14 protein-coding genes are annotated in these 16,158 nt (G+C 72.8%); 11 read left to right on the top strand and 3 right to left on the bottom strand.

The window, feature by feature from the left end:
• Positions 1-58 precede the first annotated feature (58 nt).
• Both rpsO and Q0858_RS19225 read left to right on the top strand, forming a co-directional pair.
• The gene (rpsO, locus tag Q0858_RS19230) at positions 59-334 is read left to right on the top strand and encodes a 30S ribosomal protein S15 (protein WP_299057868.1); all 276 of its coding nucleotides are present in this window, start codon (positions 59-61) and stop codon (positions 332-334) included.
• Between the two features lie 88 nt (positions 335-422).
• Entirely contained in the window at positions 423-920 is a 498-nt protein-coding gene (locus tag Q0858_RS19225; protein WP_299057867.1) for a PTS sugar transporter subunit IIA, read from the top strand.
• A 63-nt stretch (positions 921-983) separates the two neighbouring features.
• Here Q0858_RS19225 and Q0858_RS19220 read toward each other — a convergent pair whose 3' ends face one another.
• A complete protein-coding gene (locus Q0858_RS19220; protein ID WP_299057866.1) occupies positions 984-2,042 on the bottom strand; it encodes a zinc-dependent dehydrogenase in 1,059 nt (352 codons plus the stop codon).
• A gap of 197 nt (positions 2,043-2,239) precedes the next feature.
• Between Q0858_RS19220 and Q0858_RS19215 the strand changes: the two genes are divergently transcribed.
• From Q0858_RS19215 to Q0858_RS19205, 3 genes are all read left to right on the top strand, one after another.
• The gene (locus Q0858_RS19215; RefSeq protein ID WP_299057864.1) at positions 2,240-4,258 is read left to right on the top strand and encodes a PTS mannitol transporter subunit IICBA; all 2,019 of its coding nucleotides are present in this window, start codon (positions 2,240-2,242) and stop codon (positions 4,256-4,258) included.
• A gap of 126 nt (positions 4,259-4,384) precedes the next feature.
• Positions 4,385-4,966 (top strand): TerD family protein, encoded by a 582-nt coding sequence (locus Q0858_RS19210; protein ID WP_299057862.1) that lies wholly within the window; start codon positions 4,385-4,387, stop codon positions 4,964-4,966.
• A gap of 50 nt (positions 4,967-5,016) precedes the next feature.
• Positions 5,017-6,240 (top strand): hypothetical protein, encoded by a 1,224-nt coding sequence (locus Q0858_RS19205; protein ID WP_299057860.1) that lies wholly within the window; start codon positions 5,017-5,019, stop codon positions 6,238-6,240.
• A gap of 386 nt (positions 6,241-6,626) precedes the next feature.
• On the opposite strand, the gene Q0858_RS19200 is transcribed toward Q0858_RS19205, so the two are convergent.
• Positions 6,627-7,202, bottom strand: coding sequence for a TerD family protein (locus tag Q0858_RS19200; protein WP_299057858.1), 576 nt, complete (start codon positions 7,200-7,202; stop codon positions 6,627-6,629).
• Positions 7,203-7,263: 61 nt separating this feature from the next.
• Positions 7,264-7,842, bottom strand: a complete 579-nt coding sequence (locus tag Q0858_RS19195; RefSeq protein ID WP_299057857.1) for a TerD family protein — start codon at positions 7,840-7,842, stop codon at positions 7,264-7,266.
• A 152-nt stretch (positions 7,843-7,994) separates the two neighbouring features.
• On the opposite strand from Q0858_RS19195, the gene Q0858_RS19190 reads away from it, so the two are divergent.
• From Q0858_RS19190 to Q0858_RS19165, 6 genes are all read left to right on the top strand, one after another.
• On the top strand, positions 7,995-9,158 hold the full coding sequence (locus Q0858_RS19190) for an HpcH/HpaI aldolase/citrate lyase family protein (protein ID WP_299057855.1): 1,164 nt from the start codon (positions 7,995-7,997) through the stop codon (positions 9,156-9,158).
• Positions 9,155-10,393, top strand: coding sequence for a phosphoribosyltransferase domain-containing protein (locus Q0858_RS19185; protein ID WP_299057853.1), 1,239 nt, complete (start codon positions 9,155-9,157; stop codon positions 10,391-10,393). Before Q0858_RS19190 ends, Q0858_RS19185 begins: the two co-directional genes overlap by 4 nt.
• A complete protein-coding gene (locus Q0858_RS19180) occupies positions 10,390-11,499 on the top strand; it encodes a cysteine protease StiP family protein (protein ID WP_299057851.1) in 1,110 nt (369 codons plus the stop codon). The genes Q0858_RS19185 and Q0858_RS19180 overlap by 4 nt, the downstream gene beginning before the upstream one ends.
• Positions 11,499-12,302 (top strand): hypothetical protein, encoded by an 804-nt coding sequence (locus Q0858_RS19175; RefSeq protein WP_299057849.1) that lies wholly within the window; start codon positions 11,499-11,501, stop codon positions 12,300-12,302. Before Q0858_RS19180 ends, Q0858_RS19175 begins: the two co-directional genes overlap by 1 nt.
• Positions 12,303-12,569: 267 nt before the next feature.
• Positions 12,570-14,807, top strand: coding sequence for a polyribonucleotide nucleotidyltransferase (locus tag Q0858_RS19170; RefSeq protein ID WP_299057847.1), 2,238 nt, complete (start codon positions 12,570-12,572; stop codon positions 14,805-14,807).
• Between the two features lie 7 nt (positions 14,808-14,814).
• Complete coding sequence (locus Q0858_RS19165; protein ID WP_299057845.1) at positions 14,815-16,143, top strand: pitrilysin family protein; 1,329 nt, start codon at positions 14,815-14,817, stop codon at positions 16,141-16,143.
• Positions 16,144-16,158: the final 15 nt, after the last annotated feature.

The raw sequence follows: 16,158 nt of genomic DNA, 5'->3' as shown, positions 1-16,158 counted from the left end.
GTAGAGCCCGGGTGGACCAGCCCCGGAGCGCCGCGCAGCGAGTGGAGAGGAGCCCGTCATGGCCATTGGGACCGACGCGGAGACCAAGAAGAAGATCATCGCCGAGTACGCCATCACCGAGGGCGACTCCGGCTCGCCCGAGGTGCAGATCGCGCTGCTCACGCACCGCATCTCGCACCTGACCGAGCACCTCAAGGAGCACCGTCACGACCACCACAGCCGTCGTGGCCTGCTGCTGCTCGTCGGCCAGCGTCGCCGGCTGCTGAACTACCTGCAGAAGGTCGAGATCGCGCGCTACCGCTCGATCGTCGAGCGCCTCGGCCTGCGCCGCTGACGCCGTACGCCGAGCCCCCGACGCCCCTCCGACCACCCGGTCCGAGGGGCGTCGTCGTCCCCGAGACCGCCACCACCCAGGAGTCCTGATGAGCAGCCTCTTCGGCCGCCGCCGCAAGACCCACCCCGAGCCGACCCCGGCCCCCGCGGCCCCGGAGCACCCGCCGCTCGACGAGTCGTCCGTCGTCCTCACCGGGACGGCCCGCGACCGCGAGGGCGCGGTGGCCGAGGCCGGAGCCCTGCTCGTGGCCTCCGGTTCCGTCACCGGGGCCTACGTCGAGGCCATGGCCGAGCGCGAGCGGTCCGTGTCGACGTACATGGGCAACGGCCTCGCCCTTCCCCACGGCACCGCCGCCTCGGGCCAGGCGGTCAACCGGGTCGGGCTGTCCTTCGTCCGGTACGACGAGCCGCTGGACTGGGACGGGCAGAGCGTCCGGTTCGTCGTGGGTCTGGCCGGCTCGGGCACCGAGCACCTCGGCCTCATCGAGCGCCTCGCCGGCGTCTTCACGGACGACGCGCTCGTCGAGCGGCTCCGCACCGCCACCACCCCCGCCGACGTCGTGGCGGTCCTGGGCACCACCGCCTGAGTCGGGTCAGGCCTCGACAGGCTCGACCACCGGCGGTCGAGCCTGTCGGTTCCTGCGTCCTGACTACGGCTCGACGGTCACCTTGATGGCCTCGCCCGCCTGGACGATGTCGAACGCCGACAGCACCTCGTCGAGCGGGATGTGGCGCGTGATGAGGTCCTTGACCGGGACCTGACCGGTGGAGATGTACTCCAGCGCCTTTTTGTTGTGCTCCGGCGCCGACCCGTTCGCCCCGTGGATGTGCAGCTGGCGGTAGTGCACGACGTTCGAGTCGCAGGTGATGGTCGGGTTCGTCTTCGGCAGGCCCCCGAAGAACGAGATCCGTCCGTTGCGCGCGGCCATCGAGATGGCCTGCTCCTGGGTGACGTTGGCCGACGTGGCCGTGATGATGACGTCGGCGCCCCGGCCGCCCGTCAGCTCCATGACGCGCTCGACGACGTCGACCTCGGCGCCGTTGATGACCTCGTCGGGCGACACGGCGTCCGCGGACATCTGCAGCCGCTCGGCGTTGACGTCGACGAGGTAGACCGGGCCGGCCTGGTGCACGCCGCGGGCGATGCGGATGTGCATGCAGCCGATCGGGCCGGCGCCGAAGACGACGACGGTGTCGCCGGGCTCGATGTCGAGCAGCTCCTGGGCGTTGATGGCGCAGGCGAAGGGCTCGGCGGCCGAGGCCTCGTCGAAGCCGACGTTGTCGGGGATGCGGTTGAGGCCGTCGACCTTGAGGACCTGCTTCGGCACGATCATGAACTCCGCGAAGCCGCCGTCGTACTGGTAGCCGACGGAGGTCTGGTTGGCGCACACGGCCATCCAGCCCTTCCGGCACTCGTGGCACTCGCCGCACGGGACGGCGGCGATGACCTGCACGCGGTCGCCCACGGCCCAGTCGCTGCCGTAGGTGCTGTTGACGTCGCCGCCGACCTCGACGACCTCGCCCGCCACCTCGTGACCCGTGATGCGCGGGGGAGTGAGGTTCTGGTGGCCGTTGTGGAGGATCTTCACGTCGGTGCCGCACGTCGAGCAGTTGCGCACGCGCAGCTTGACCTCGTCGGGCCCGCACTCCGGCTCGGGGACCTCCTCGAGTCGGACGTCCTCCGGTGCGTAGAAGCGCAGTGCCTTCATGGGTCTCCTCCAGCGGGTTCGGGTACGACGCGGGTGGCGCCTGTCACGCACAGTATCGACCCGCCGCCGATCAAAGCCACACATTCGGGCAACAAATCGTGCCCGGATGCTTGGCAACGTGCCCGTTCGTGAGGTTAACTGCGCGTGAACCACATGTGACTGTGCTCACGCAGTGCGGTCCCGACCCGGAGGATGAGATGGCCACCATCACCAAGGCGCCCCAGACGGGCGCGGAGCGGGCAGGCGCCCGCGTCCACGTGCAGAGGTTCGGCACGTTCCTGTCCAACATGGTCCTGCCGAACATCGGGGCCTTCATCGCGTGGGGCCTCATCACGGCCCTCTTCATCCAGACGGGCTGGATCGCCCTCATCGGCGACGCGCTCGGCTACCCGACCAGCGACCACTCGTACGGGTTCGTCTCCGTGCTGGGGGCCTGGACCGACGCCGACGGCAACCCGCTGCACGACAGCGCCGGGATCGTCGGGCCGATGATCACGTACCTGCTGCCGCTGCTGATCGGCTACACCGGCGGCCGGATGATGTACCGCGACAACATCCGCGGCGGCGTCGTCGGCGCGATCGCCACCTTCGGCGCGATCGCCGGCGCGAGCGTCCCGATGTTCCTCGGCGCCATGATCATGGGCCCGCTCGGCGGCTGGTCGATGCGCAAGCTCGACGCGCTGTGGGACGGCAAGATCCGCCCCGGCTTCGAGATGCTCGTCAACAACTTCTCCGCCGGCATCTGGGGCGGCTTCCTGGCCGTCGTCGGCTTCGTGGTCGCCGGGCCGGCCGTCACCGCCTTCAGCACCGCCGCCGGCAAGGTCGTCGACTTCCTCGTCGTCAACAACCTGCTGCCCCTGGCCTCGATCTTCGTCGAGCCCGCCAAGATCCTCTTCCTCAACAACGCCATCAACCAGGGCATCCTCACCCCGCTCGGCATCACCGAGGCCAACGAGGCCGGCCAGTCGATCCTGTTCCTCGTCGAGGCCAACCCCGGACCCGGCCTGGGCCTGCTGCTGGCCTTCATGTTCTTCGGCAAGGGCATCGCCAAGGCCTCCGCGCCCGGCGCGATCCTCATCCAGTTCGTCGGCGGCATCCACGAGATCTACTTCCCGTACGTGCTGATGAAGCCGAAGCTGATCCTCGCCGTCATCGGCGGCGGCATGGCCGGCATCGCCACCAACCTGGCCTTCGGCTCCGGCCTGCGCTCCCCGGCCTCGCCCGGCTCCATCATCGCCGTGTGGGCCTCCGCCCCGCCGAGCTCGCTCGTCGGCGTCACCCTCTCGGTCGTCGCGGCCGCCGGTGTCTCGTTCGCCATCGCCGCCGTCCTGCTCCGCTTCGACAAGGCCGAGGACGGCGACCTGGCCGCCGCCACCGCCGACATGGAGGCCAACAAGGGCAAGAAGTCGTCCGTCGCCTCCTCCCTCGCCGGCTCGGCGACGCCGAACGGCCCGATCCGCTCCATCGTCTTCGCCTGCGACGCCGGCATGGGCTCCTCTGCCATGGGCGCCTCGGTGCTGCGTCGCAAGATCCAGGACGCGGGCCACGGCGACGTGAGCGTCGTCAACAAGGCCATCTCGAACCTCGGCGACGACCAGGACGTCGTGGTCACGCACCGCGACCTCACGGCCCGCGCCAGGCAGAAGGCTGGCTCCGCCGTCCACGTCTCCGTCGAGAACTTCATGAACAGCCCGAAGTACGACGAGATCGTGGCCATGGTCGACGCGGCCAACGGCGGCGGCTCCGGCGCCGCGGCACCGGTGGAGGACGAGTCGCCCGCGACGGGTGACGTGCTGACCGAGTCCTCCGTGGTCCTCGGCGGCAACGCCCTGGACCGCGACCAGGCCATCGAGGAGGCGGGCCGCCTGCTCGTCGCCGCCGGTGCGGTCGACGAGTCGTACGTCGCGGCGATGCACCAGCGGGAGCAGTCGGTCTCGACCCACATGGGCAACGGCCTGGCCCTGCCGCACGGCACCAACGAGTCCAAGGACTCGGTGCGTCGTACGGCGCTCTCGTTCGTCCGCTACGACCAGCCGGTCGACTGGAACGGCAAGCCCGCAGAGTTCGTCGTGGGCATCGCCGGCCAGGGCAAGGAGCACCTCGCCCTGATCTCCAAGCTCGCCCGCGTCTTCACCGACGACGCCCAGGTCGAGCGCCTCCGGGCCGCCTCGACCCCGGCCGAGGTGCTGGCCGTGCTCGACGGCGTGCGCGTCTGACGCACGCACGCACCACCGCTCCACGCACGACGGGCCGCCGGGACCTCCCGGCGGCCCGTCGTCGTACCCGGTCCTCGGTAGGGTCGGTCGCAACGGATCGTCGATGAGCACGAGGGGGAGTCAGGCATGGTCGTCAGCCTCAGCAAGGGTGGCAACGTCTCGCTGACCAAGGAGGCCGGCAGCGCCGGGCTGCACAAGGTCGCCGTGGGTCTGGGGTGGGACGTCCGCACCACGACCGGCGTGGACTTCGACCTGGACGCCTCCGCCGTCGTGTGCGGCGAGGGCGGCAAGGCGCTGTCCGACGGTCACTTCGTCTTCTACAACAACCTGTCGGTCCCCGACGGCTCGGTGACCCACCAGGGCGACAACCTCACCGGTGAGGGCGAGGGGGACGACGAGGTCGTCGACATCGACGTCGACGCGCTCGACGCCGCCGTCGGCCGCATCGTCTTCGCCGTCTCGATCCACGAGGCCGACGCCCGCGGCCAGAGCTTCGGCCAGGTCGCCAACGCCTTCATCCGCGTCGTCGACTCCCTCACCGGCACCGAGCTCGCCCGCTACGACCTCTCCGAGGACGCCTCCACCGAGACCGCGATGGTCTTCGGCGAGGTCTACCGGCACTCCGGCGAGTGGAAGTTCCGCGCCGTGGGCCAGGGCTACGCCTCCGGTCTGCTGGGCATCATCCGCGACTACGGCATCAACGCCTGACGGGCCCGTCCGCCGCACCCGGCGCCGACGTCCACTCGTAGGATCGACGGGTGGCGTCACGCGTTCCTCCCGCGCTCCTCGCGGCGACCGAGCGCGCTCTCGGCGACATGATGGAGGGCTTCCGCCGCGTCGACGAGACGCAGCGGATCGCGAAGGCCATGGTCGACAAGTTCGTCGCCTACCTGCCCGAGCGCGCGGGCCGCTCGGGCCTGGTGCCGCGCTTCCGGGTCGTGGACGGCCAGGCCGACGAGCTGATCGGCGCCTACCTGTCGGTGCTCGACCGCTTCCCGTTCGCCGAGGACCTGGAGCCGCAGCAGATGGCGGCGGCCCAGCACGCCTACAAGGACGTCGGGCCCAGGCTGCTGGCGCACGCCGACGTGATGCAGCAGTTCATGAACGACTGGGACGCCGAGCTCAGCCGCATCGGCGGGGTGGTGCAGGCCTCCCGGGAGCTGCGCGAGCAGGCCCGGGCCTCGCTCGAGCGGGCGCTCCAGGCGGCCGTGGGTCTCGCCCGGGCCGGGCACGAGGTGCCCGAGGCCGCGGCGCTGGTCGACGAGGCGCGGGCCGCGGGCCGCGCCGTCGCGGCCTGGACGCCGGGCAGTCCCACCGACGAGCTGGAGCGCCACGGCGCTCGGCTCGCCGAGCTCGCCGACGCCCTCGAGGTCATCGCGGCGGAGTGGCCGGAGCGGGTCGAGCGCGCCACCCGGCGACGCCGCTCGCTCTCGACGAAGGTGCAGATGATCGAGTCGCGCACCCAGCGGGTGCCGGACGACCTCGCCGCCCTGCGTCGCGAGTTCAGCGTGGGCAACTGGCGCGACCTCGACAGCGTCGAGCGCGACGTCGAGGCCGGACTCGTCTCCGTCCGTGAGCGCCTGGTCGAGTACGACCGCCTCGTCGCCGCCGGCGCACCCTGGGCGCGCCCGCTGGAGCTGCTCGAGGAGGTCCGCGGTCTCCTCGACGACGTGGAGGAGGTCGTCGACCGCCCCCGCGAGCGCGTCGAGGAGCTCCGCGCTGTGAAGGCCGACCCGGAGAAGCTCATGTCCGGGGTCCGCTTCCAGCTCCGCGACGCCCAGCAGTTGGTCGCGAACAGTCGCGTGAACGACACCCAGTCAGTAGCGCGGGAGCTCGACGCGCTGGCCGGTCAGGTCGACGGCCTCCGCGGCATGCTGACCGGCGCCCACCCCGACTACCTCGCCATGCTCCGCGCCGCCCGCCGCGTCGAGGACGGCGTACGCCGCCAGGTCGAGCGCTACCGCGAGCTCGCCCGCCGCTGACCGCCGAGTCGGCCCGAACGCACGCCTGAGGGACGCCGAGTCGGCCCGAACGCACGCCCAGGGGACGCCGAGTCGGCCCGAACATACGCCCGAAGGATGTCGAGTCGGCCCGAACGCACGCCCGGGGGACGCCGAGTCGCCGGGCCGGCGTGTCCCTGGGTGCGCATGTCTGCCGACTCGGCGCGGTAGGGGTGTGCAGATGTGCCGACTCGGCGTCCCGGAGACGTGCGTTCGGGCCGACTTGGCGTCCTGGAGGCGTGCGTTCGGGCCGACTCGGCGTCCTGGAGGCGTGTGTTCGGGCCGACTCGGCCGTACGACGGCGCCGGCCCCGCCACCCCGGGCGGGGTGACGGGGCCGGGCGCCGTACGGCGGGTGACCGGGAGGCCTCAGAGGACCTGGGCGACCGCCGGGATCAGGTCGCGGAAGGTGCGGCCGTTGGCGATGGAGCCGATGGCGGTCATCGTCCAGCCGTTGCCGTCGCGGCTCACCTTCGCCATGATCTGCGCGGTGTGCACGCCCGAGCCGGTGAGCTCGTAGCGGGCGGTCTCCTGACCGGTGGTCTCGTCGATCAGGCGGCAGAACGCGTTCTCGATCTGCGAGAAGTTCTGCCCGGTGAAGGAGTTCACCAGGAAGACGATCTGCGCGGTCTGCGGGGGCAGCCGGTCGAGGTGGACGGTGATCGACTCGTCGTCGCCCTCGCCGTCACCGGTCCGGTTGTCGCCGGAGTGGATGATCGCGCCGTCGCGGCTGCGCAGCTGGCTGAACCAGACCTGGTCCAGCACCTGGCCGCCCGCGTCGAAGACGACCGCGCTCGCGTCGAGGTCCACCGACTGCGACTTGCTGCCGAAGAACCCCTTCTTCTTGATGGCGTCCCAGCCCAGGCCCATGCGGACGTGGGTGAGGCTGCTGCCGTCGTTCTTGGCGAGCGAGACGGACTGACCCTTGGTCAGGTTGATGGCCATGGCGTGGTGTCCTCGGTTCTGGGTGTCGGGCCGGGCTGCCGGCGTGTGGTGTGGCGGCGGGTCAGGAGAGGTTGACGCCGTAGTTGCTCACGATGCCCTGCAGGCCGGAGGCGTAACCCTGGCCGATGGCACGGAACTTCCACTCGTCCCCGTTGCGGTACAGCTCGCCGAAGACCATGGCGGTCTCGGTCGAGGCGTCCTCGGAGAGGTCGTAGCGGGCGAGCTCCTCGTCGTTCGACCTGTCGACGACGCGGATGAAGGCGTTCTTGACCTGGCCGAAGCTGTGCCCGCGGGCGTCGGCGTCGTGGATCGTCACCGAGAACACGACGCGGTCGGTCTGCGGGGTCAGGTCGGCGAGGTCGACCTCGAGGACCTCGTCGTCCCCGGCCGCGGCGCCGTCCTTGATGTCACCGGTGTGGCGCACGGTGCCCTCGGGGGAGGTCAGGTTGTTGTAGAAGATGAAGTGGCTGTCGGACAGCACCTTCTCGCCCTCGCCGCACACCAGGGCGGAGGCGTCGAGGTCGTAGTCCTGACCGGTCGTGGTGCGCTGGTCCCACCCGAGACCGACGCGGACCGAGGAGAGGGACGGGGCCATCTTGGTCAGGCTGACGTTGCCGCCCTTGGACAGGGACACGGGCACGGGACACACCTCCGGGCGTGGGGCGATGCGCCCGATCGGGGCGCGTTTGACGTGCCCACGCTAGGGCATGGTCCGGCCGGTGCGCCGGGAGTCGGACCCGGCGCAGCGCCGTACCCCTAGGGTGCGGTGCGGATCGGGGGAGGGAGAGACAGGTGCGTCAGTTCGCGTTCCTGGACGACGACGAGCGGGCACGGCTGTTCCACGCCGAGCCCGCCGACGTGGACCCCGAGGGTCCCCTGGACCAGCTCGCCCACGCCCTGGGCGCGACCCTCTACATCCCGGCCACACGGCCCGACCTGGCGGCGGACGTCGTCCGCGTGCGGGGCCTCGGCGCCGGCAGCGTCGTGCTCTGCCTGGAGGACGCCATCCCGGACGGCGCCGTCGGCGAGGCGCTGGAGAACGTCGAGGGCGCCCTGGCGGTCCTGGCCGGGAAGCAGGACCTGCCGCTGGTCTTCGTGCGTGTGCGCGACGCCGACCAGGTCGGGCTCGTGACGGCGATGGCCGCGGCGCACCCGCGGGTGCTCGACGGCTTCGTGCTGCCCAAGTTCGGCGTCGGGTGCGGACCCGGGTACCTGGACGCCGTCGCAGCGGGGGAGCAGCGCCTCGGACGGCGGCTGCTCGCGATGCCGGTCGTCGAGACCGCCCGGGTGGTCCACGCCGAGACCCGGGTGGCCGAGCTGGTCGCGATCCGCGAGCTGCTCGCCGGCCACCGCGACCGCGTGCTCGCCGTGCGGATCGGCGCCACCGACATGGGCTCCGCCTTCGCGCTGCGGCGCCCGCCCGACCTCACCGTGTACGACGTCCGGCTGGTCGCGGCCGCCATCGGCGACGTCGTCAACGTGCTCGGGCGCCCCGAGGTCGGCCACGCCGTCAGCGGGCCGGTGTGGGAGTACTTCACCTCCGCCGACCGGGTCCTGCGGCCCCAGCTGCGGGCCACCCCGTTCGCGAGCCGCGAGGACCAGCGCCTGCGGGCCGAGCTGATGGCCCGCGACCTCGACGGGCTGATCCGCGAGGTGCTCCTCGACCGGGCCAACGGGCTGCTCGGCAAGACGGTCATCCACCCCAGCCACGTCCCCGTCGTCCACGCCATGTCGGTGGTCAGCCACGAGGAGTGGGCCGACGCCACCGAGGTGCTCGCCGCCGCCGACTCCGGCGGCGGCGTCGTGCGGTCGGCGTACGGCAACAAGATGAACGAGGGCACCCCGCACGCGGCCTGGGCGCGGCGGCTGCTGCTCCGCGCCTCGGTGTTCGGCGTCGCCCGGCCCGACGTCACGTTCGTGGACCTGCTCTCCGCGGCGATCGGACCCGACGCGTGAGCGCTCCGGACGGTCGCTCCTGGGTGCGCGAGCACCTCGGGCTGGACCTCGTGCCCCTCGACCCCGACAGGGCGGACGAGGCCCTGTGGGGGCTCGCCCTGCGCCGCAACCCGCGGCGCCTGCACCTGGTGGTGTCCCCGGTGCTGGCCAAGCACGTCCCGGTCGCCCCGGCCCGTGCCCGCGAGGTCGCCGACCGGCTCGCCGACGCCGTGCTCGACGCGCTCGACGGCGCGACGCCGTCGCTGGTCCTCGGGTATGCCGAGACCGCGACCGGGCTGGGCCACCTCGTCGCCGAGCGGCTGACCGCCCGCGACGCGGGCGCGCCGTACCTGCACTCGACGCGACGGCCCGGCACCTCGGCGCTGAACTTCGAGGAGGAGCACAGCCACGCCACCACCCACCGGCTGCTGCCCGACGACCCCGACCTGCTCCACGGTGACGGGCCGGTCGTCCTGGTCGACGACGAGGTCACCACCGGGACCACGGCCCGCAACACCGTCGCCGCCCTCCAGCGGCTCGCGCCGCGGTCGTCGTACGTCGTGGCGTCGCTGCTGGACCTCCGGCCGGCGGCCGAGCCGGACACCCACGAGGTCGCCGGCGCCGTCGTCCACCACGTCGCCCTGCTGCGGGCCGAGACCCGGACGGACGGCGCGCGCGACGAGCACGTCGCCGCCGCCCTCGCGGCCGACCCGCCGGACCCCGACGCCCCCCTGCCGGCCGCCACCGGGGCTGTCGAGGACGTCACTGCCCCCTGGCCCGCCGGCGTCCCCGACGGCGGGCGGCACGCCTTCCGGCCGACCGACGCCGCGGCGTTCGACGCCGCCGTCGCCGACCTCGCCGACCGCGTGCGCCCCCTCCTCCACGGGCGCGTCCACGTCCTCGGGACCGAGGAGCTCATGCACCTGCCGCTGCGCCTGGCCGAGGCGCTCACCGCCGGGCACGACGACGAGGTGACGGTCTCGTCGACCACCCGGTCGCCGGTCGTCGTCCTCGACGACCCGGGGTACGCCGTCCGCCACGGCCTGGCGTTCCGCAGCCACGACGGCGGCTCGGGCCCCGACGACACTCCTGCCCGCTACGCCTACAACCTCGCGCCGGGCGCGTTCGGGACCGCCGTCCTCGTGCTCGACCCCGCCACGGGCCCGGACGGGGCAGCCGACCTCGTGGCACGCCTGCGCGTGGTGGCGCCGCGGGTGGTCGTCCTCCGCCTGCGGGACGGGGACGACGCCGGATGAGCGCCGTCCCGCTCCACGGCCCGGCCTTCGGCAGCTACGCCCCCGACGAGGTCAGCTGGCTGCTCACCGACCTGTCCCACGTGGACCTCGAGGCGCCCACCGAGCAGCGTGAGGCGGCCGTGCAGTCGGGCCGCGCGCACTACGCCGAGTCGCTGCCGGTCGAGTACCGCCCGGGCCCGGCGTACGCCGCGCTGTTCGAGCGGGCGCTCGTCGAGCACGGCCCCGGGGTGGCGCACGCGGTCGCGACGCTCGCGCACCTGCTGGTGGAGGTCCGCGGGCGCGACCTCGTCCTCGCCTCGCTCGCGCGCGCCGGGACCCCCGTGGGCGTCCTGCTGCGCCGGTACGCCGCCCGGCTGGGCCTCGACTGGCCGCACCACACGCTGTCGATCGTCCGCGGCCGCGGCATCGACGGGGTCGCGCTGGAGCACCTCGCGACCCACCACGACCCCGCCCGGGTGGTGTTCGTCGACGGCTGGACCGGCAAGGGCGCGATCACCCGCGAGCTGACCGCCGCGATCGGCGCCCACCCCGGCTTCGACCCCCGCGTCGCCGTCCTCGCCGACCCCGGGTCCTGCACCGAGCTGTTCGGCACCCGCGACGACTTCCTCATCCCGTCCGCGTGCCTGAACTCCACCGTCTCCGGGCTGGTCTCGCGCACCGTGCTCAACGACGAGCTGATCGGTCCCGGTGACTTCCACGGCGCGAAGTTCTACGCCGAGCTCGCCGACGAGGACGTCTCGGGGCGCTACCTCGACGCGGTCGGCGCGTCCTTCGACGACGTCGCCGACAGCGCCCGCGAGGCGGCGCGCCGGCTCGCGGCGTCCGACCGGACCCCGACCTGGTCGGGCTGGCGCTCGGTCGAGGCCGTCGCCGCCGCGCACGGCATCGACGACCTCAACCTCGTGAAACCCGGCGTGGGGGAGACCACCCGGGTGCTGCTGCGCCGCGTCCCGTGGCGGGTGCTGGTCCGGCCCGACCGCCGGGCCCACCTCGGCCACGTCCTCGAGCTCGCGGCCGAGCGCGGCGTGCCGGTCGTCGAGGTCGACGACCTCGCCTACTCCTGCGTCGGGATCATCAGGCCCGGCGTCGGCGCGGGGGAGGGCTGATGGCCGGAGCAGCGGGAGGACTGGTGCTCTCCGACCTCGACCGCACCCTCGTGTGGTCGCGCCGGACCTGGGACCGCGCCGTCGACCCCGACCCGGGCCCGCTGGTGTGCGTCGAGGAGCTGGACGGCGCCGAGCACGCCTACGTCACCCGGGCGGCGTACGACGAGCTCGCCGAGGGGGCGCGCACGGACCGCCTGGTCTGGGTCACCACCCGCACCCCCGACCAGCTGCGCCGGCTGCGCCTGCCGGCCGTGCGGCACGCCCTGTGCCTCAACGCGGGCCGCCTGCTGGTCGACGGCGTCGAGGACGCCGACTTCACCGCCGCGACCTCCGCCGCCGTCGCGTCGGTGACGTCCGCCGCCGGCCTCGTCGACGGTCTCGGGGACCTCCTCGAGGTGCCCTGGGTACGCCGGGTCCGCGACGCCGACGGGGTGTTCTGCTACCTCCTCATGACCGGCGACGAGCCGCCCGCGACCTGGTGGGACCGCCTCGGCGCCGGCGTGGCCGACGCCGGTTGGGTCATGACGCCCGAGCGCACGAAGACCTACCTGACCCCGGCCCCGCTGACGAAGGGTGCGGGCGTGGCCCGGCTGCTCGAGCGCACCGGCCTCCCGCTGGCCGCCGCCGCGGGCGACTCGCTGCTCGACGCCGACATGCTCGCCCTCGCCGCCGCGGCCCTGACCCCCGCCGGTTCCTACCTCGACCGCCACGGCTGGGCCCACCCGACCGGGGAGCGCACGCAGCGCCGGGGCGGCCCGCTGGCGGGCGAGGAGGTCGCGCGATGGCTCTGCGCGCGACTCTGAGCCGTCCCGCCCGGGACGGCCGTGGGACGGGCGTGGGACGGGCGTGGGATTGGGTCGCCCCGAGGCCCGCTGGTAGCGTCGTGGTGTTTGCAACCACACCAGAAGCGGTCCGCGCGCCCACTCCCTCGCCCGGTCCTCGGTAGTGACCTTCAGGCCCCGCCCGCGTGGCGGACTCCTGCGGGTCTCGATCGAAGGCCGGCGATCCGCCCCGACGGGGCGGCTACGCGGACAGGTGGCGCGGCCGTTTCGCGATCAGAGAGGTCATCTGTGACCGAACCTGTCATCTCCGCCGTGGAGACCGTTCTCGACAACGGCTCCTTCGGCACCCGCACCGTCAAGTTCGAGACCGGGCTGCTCGCCCGCCAGGCCGCCGGCTCCGTGACGGCCTACCTCGACGACGACACCATGCTCCTCTCGGCGACCACCGCCGGGAAGCACCCGAAGGACCACTTCGACTTCTTCCCCCTGACGATCGACGTCGAGGAGCGGATGTACGCCGCGGGCAAGATCCCCGGCTCCTTCTTCCGGTCCGAGGGTCGCCCGGGCGAGGACGCGATCCTCACCTGCCGCCTCATCGACCGTCCGCTGCGCCCGACCTTCAAGAAGGGTCTGCGCAACGAGGTCCAGGTCGTCATCACCGTCATGGCGCTCGACCCCGACCAGCCGTACGACGTCCTCGCGATCAACGCGGCGTCGCTGTCGACCCAGCTCTCCGGCCTGCCGTTCTCCGGCCCGGTCGGAGGCGTTCGCGTCGCCCTCATCGACGGCCAGTGGGTCGCCTTCCCGACGCACTCCCAGCTCGAGGACGCCGTGTTCGACATGGTCGTCGCGGGCCGCGTCACCGACTCCGGCGACGTCGCCATCATGATGGTCGAGGCCGAGGCCACCGAGCAGACCTGGCACAAGGTGCGCTCGGGCCAGCAGGCCCCGACCGAGGAGGTCGTCGCCGGCGGTCTCGACGCCGCGAAGCCCTTCATCAAGCAGCTGTGCGAGGCCCAGGCCGAGCTGGCCAAGGAGGCCGCCAAGCCGGTCGCCGACTTCCCGGTCTTCCTCGACTACGAGGACGACGTGTACGCCGCCGTGGAGTCCGCCGTGCGCGACGACGCCGCGCAGGCCTACACGATCGGCGACAAGCAGGAGCGCGACGGTCGTCTCGACGAGATCAAGGCCGACCTCCTCGAGAAGGTCGGCGGTCAGTTCGAGGGTCGCGAGAAGGAGATCGGGGCCGCGTTCCGCAGCCTCGGCAAGGACATCGTCCGCGAGCGCGTGCTGCGCGAGAAGGTCCGCATGGACGGCCGCGGCCTCGCCGACATCCGTCCGCTGCACGCCGAGGTCGCCGTCATCCCGCGCGTCCACGGCTCGGCGCTGTTCGAGCGCGGCGAGACCCAGATCCTGGGCGTCACCACGCTGAACATGCTCACCATGGAGCAGAAGCTCGACACGCTCTCCCCGGAGTCGTCGCGCCGTTACATGCACAAGTACGTCTTCCCGCCGTTCTCCACCGGCGAGACCGGCCGCGTCGGCTCGCCGAAGCGCCGCGAGGTCGGCCACGGTGCGCTCGCGCGTCGCGCGCTGCTGCCGGTGCTCCCGGACCGCGAGGAGTTCCCGTACGCGATCCGCCAGCTCTCCGAGGCCATGGGCTCCAACGGCTCCACCTCGATGGGTTCGGTCTGTGCGTCCACCCTGTCGCTGCTCCAGGCCGGCGTGCCGCTGCGCGCGCCCGTCGCGGGCATCGCGATGGGCCTCATCTCCGGCGAGGTCGACGGCGCGACGCAGTACGTCGCGCTGACCGACATCCTCGGCGCCGAGGACGCGTTCGGCGACATGGACTTCAAGGTCGCCGGCACCAACGAGTTCGTCACCGCGCTCCAGCTCGACACGAAGCTCGACGGCATCCCCGCCGACGTGCTGGCCGCCGCGCTGACCCAGGCCCGCGAGGCCCGGTTCACGATCCTCGACGTCATGGCCGAGGCCATCGACACCCCCGAGGAGATGTCGGTCCACGCGCCGCGCATCATCACCGTGAAGATCCCCGTCGACAAGATCGGCGAGGTCATCGGCCCCAAGGGCAAGGTGATCAACCAGATCCAGGACGACACCGGCGCGCAGCTGACGATCGAGGACGACGGCACCATCTACATCGGTGCCACCGACGGCGCGGCCGCCGAGGCCGCCCGCTCGGCCGTCAACGCGATCGCCAACCCGACGATGCCCGAGGTCGGCGAGCGCTACCTCGGCACCGTCGTGAAGACGACCAACTTCGGCGCCTTCGTGTCGCTGCTCCCCGGCAAGGACGGCCTGCTGCACATCAGCAAGCTGCGCGCCCTCGCCGGCGGCAAGCGCGTCGACGCCGTCGAGGAGGTCGTCTCGGTGGGCCAGAAGGTCCAGGTCCAGATCGCCGAGATCGACGACCGCGGCAAGCTGTCGCTGATCCCCGTCGTCGAGGAGGAGTCGGCCGAGACCGACGCCCCGGCGGCCGACGGCGCCGAGACCGCGGAGGTCTGAGCGCCGCGTGGTCCTCGACCAGCACCCCGTGACGGCCGGCTCGCAGCACATCGCTGCGGGCCGGCCGTCCGGCGTGGGTGACCCCTCCGTCCTGCCCCCGCAGGTGCGTCGTACGACGCTGCCCAGCGGCCTGCGAGTGATCACCGAGGCGATGCCGGGCGTCCGCTCCGCCTCCCTCGGCGTGTGGGTGGGCGTCGGCTCGCGCGACGAGACACCCGCGCTGCACGGCTGCTCGCACTTCCTCGAGCACGTGCTGTTCAAGGGGACCTCCACCCGCACCGCGATGGACCTGTCCGTCGCGCTCGACGAGGTCGGGGGAGAGGTCAACGCCTTCACCGACCGCGAGCACACCTGCTTCCACGCCCGCGTCCTCGACACCGACCTGCCGCTGGCGGTCGACGTCCTCGGCGACATGGTCACCGACTCGCTGATCACCCTCGAGGACGTCGACGCCGAGCGCGAGGTGATCCTCGACGAGATCGCCATGCACTCCGACGACCCCGACGACGTGGTCGCCGACCTGTTCGCCGAGCGGGCCTGGCCCGACTCGCCCCTGGGCCAGCCGGTCGCCGGCACCGCCGACTCGATCGCCGCCCTCACCCGTGACCAGGTCGCGGCGTTCCACGCCGAGCACTACCGGCCCGGGTCGATCGTCGTCTCGGCCGCCGGCAACCTCGACCACGACGAGGTCGTCGCCCAGGTCGAGCGGTCCTTCTCGCGCCGGGGCTTCCTCGACGTGGCGGGCGAGCCACGCGCCGTCGAGCGCGCCACCACCGGTCTCGTGCCGGTCGGGGGTGCCTCACGCCTCAGCCGGCCCTTCGAGCAGGTCAGCGTCCTGCTGGGCCACCGGGGTCTCGTCCGCGGCGACCCGCGCCGCTTCGCGATGGGCGTGCTGACGACCGCGCTGGGCGGCGGGACATCGTCCCGGCTCTTCCAGGAGGTCCGGGAGCGACGCGGCCTGGCCTACTCGGTCTACGCCTACTCCTCGTCGTACCGCGACGCGGGGATCCTCGCCGTCGGCGCCTCGTGCCTGCCCGAGCGGGTCGACGCGCTGGTGGACGTCGTCCGCACCGAGCTCGCCGAGGCCGCCCGCACCGGGCTGTCCCCCGAGGAGGTACGGCGGGGACAGGGGCAGCTGCGCGGCGCCACCGTCCTGGGCCTCGAGGACCCGGGCTCCCGGATGTACCGCCTCGGCCGCTCCGAGCTGGCGGGCGACCCCCATCTCGGCGTTGACGACGTCCTCGACCGGATCGGCGCCGTCACGCCCGACGCCTGCGGCGCCCTGGCCGCGGAGCTGCTCACCGAGCCGGAGACCCTGGCGCTCGTCGGTCCGTAGGCCCCCTGGGCACCG

The organism is uncultured Nocardioides sp., assembly GCF_947489365.1.
Lineage (GTDB): Bacteria > Actinomycetota > Actinomycetes > Propionibacteriales > Nocardioidaceae > Nocardioides.
This window is presented reverse-complemented; position numbering and strand designations above follow the sequence as displayed.

What these genes read in the sequence shown, in the direction of transcription:
- rpsO (WP_299057868.1), top strand. Translation starts at nt 59, where the DNA reads ATGGCCATTGGGACCGACGCGGAGACCAAGAAGAAGATCATCGCCGAG.
- Q0858_RS19225 (WP_299057867.1), top strand. Translation starts at nt 423, where the DNA reads ATGAGCAGCCTCTTCGGCCGCCGCCGCAAGACCCACCCCGAGCCGACC.
- Q0858_RS19220 (WP_299057866.1), bottom strand. Translation starts at nt 2,042, where the DNA reads ATGAAGGCACTGCGCTTCTACGCACCGGAGGACGTCCGACTCGAGGAG.
- Q0858_RS19215 (WP_299057864.1), top strand. Translation starts at nt 2,240, where the DNA reads ATGGCCACCATCACCAAGGCGCCCCAGACGGGCGCGGAGCGGGCAGGC.
- Q0858_RS19210 (WP_299057862.1), top strand. Translation starts at nt 4,385, where the DNA reads ATGGTCGTCAGCCTCAGCAAGGGTGGCAACGTCTCGCTGACCAAGGAG.
- Q0858_RS19200 (WP_299057858.1), bottom strand. Translation starts at nt 7,202, where the DNA reads ATGGCCATCAACCTGACCAAGGGTCAGTCCGTCTCGCTCGCCAAGAAC.
- Q0858_RS19180 (WP_299057851.1), top strand. Translation starts at nt 10,390, where the DNA reads ATGAGCGCCGTCCCGCTCCACGGCCCGGCCTTCGGCAGCTACGCCCCC.
- Q0858_RS19175 (WP_299057849.1), top strand. Translation starts at nt 11,499, where the DNA reads ATGGCCGGAGCAGCGGGAGGACTGGTGCTCTCCGACCTCGACCGCACC.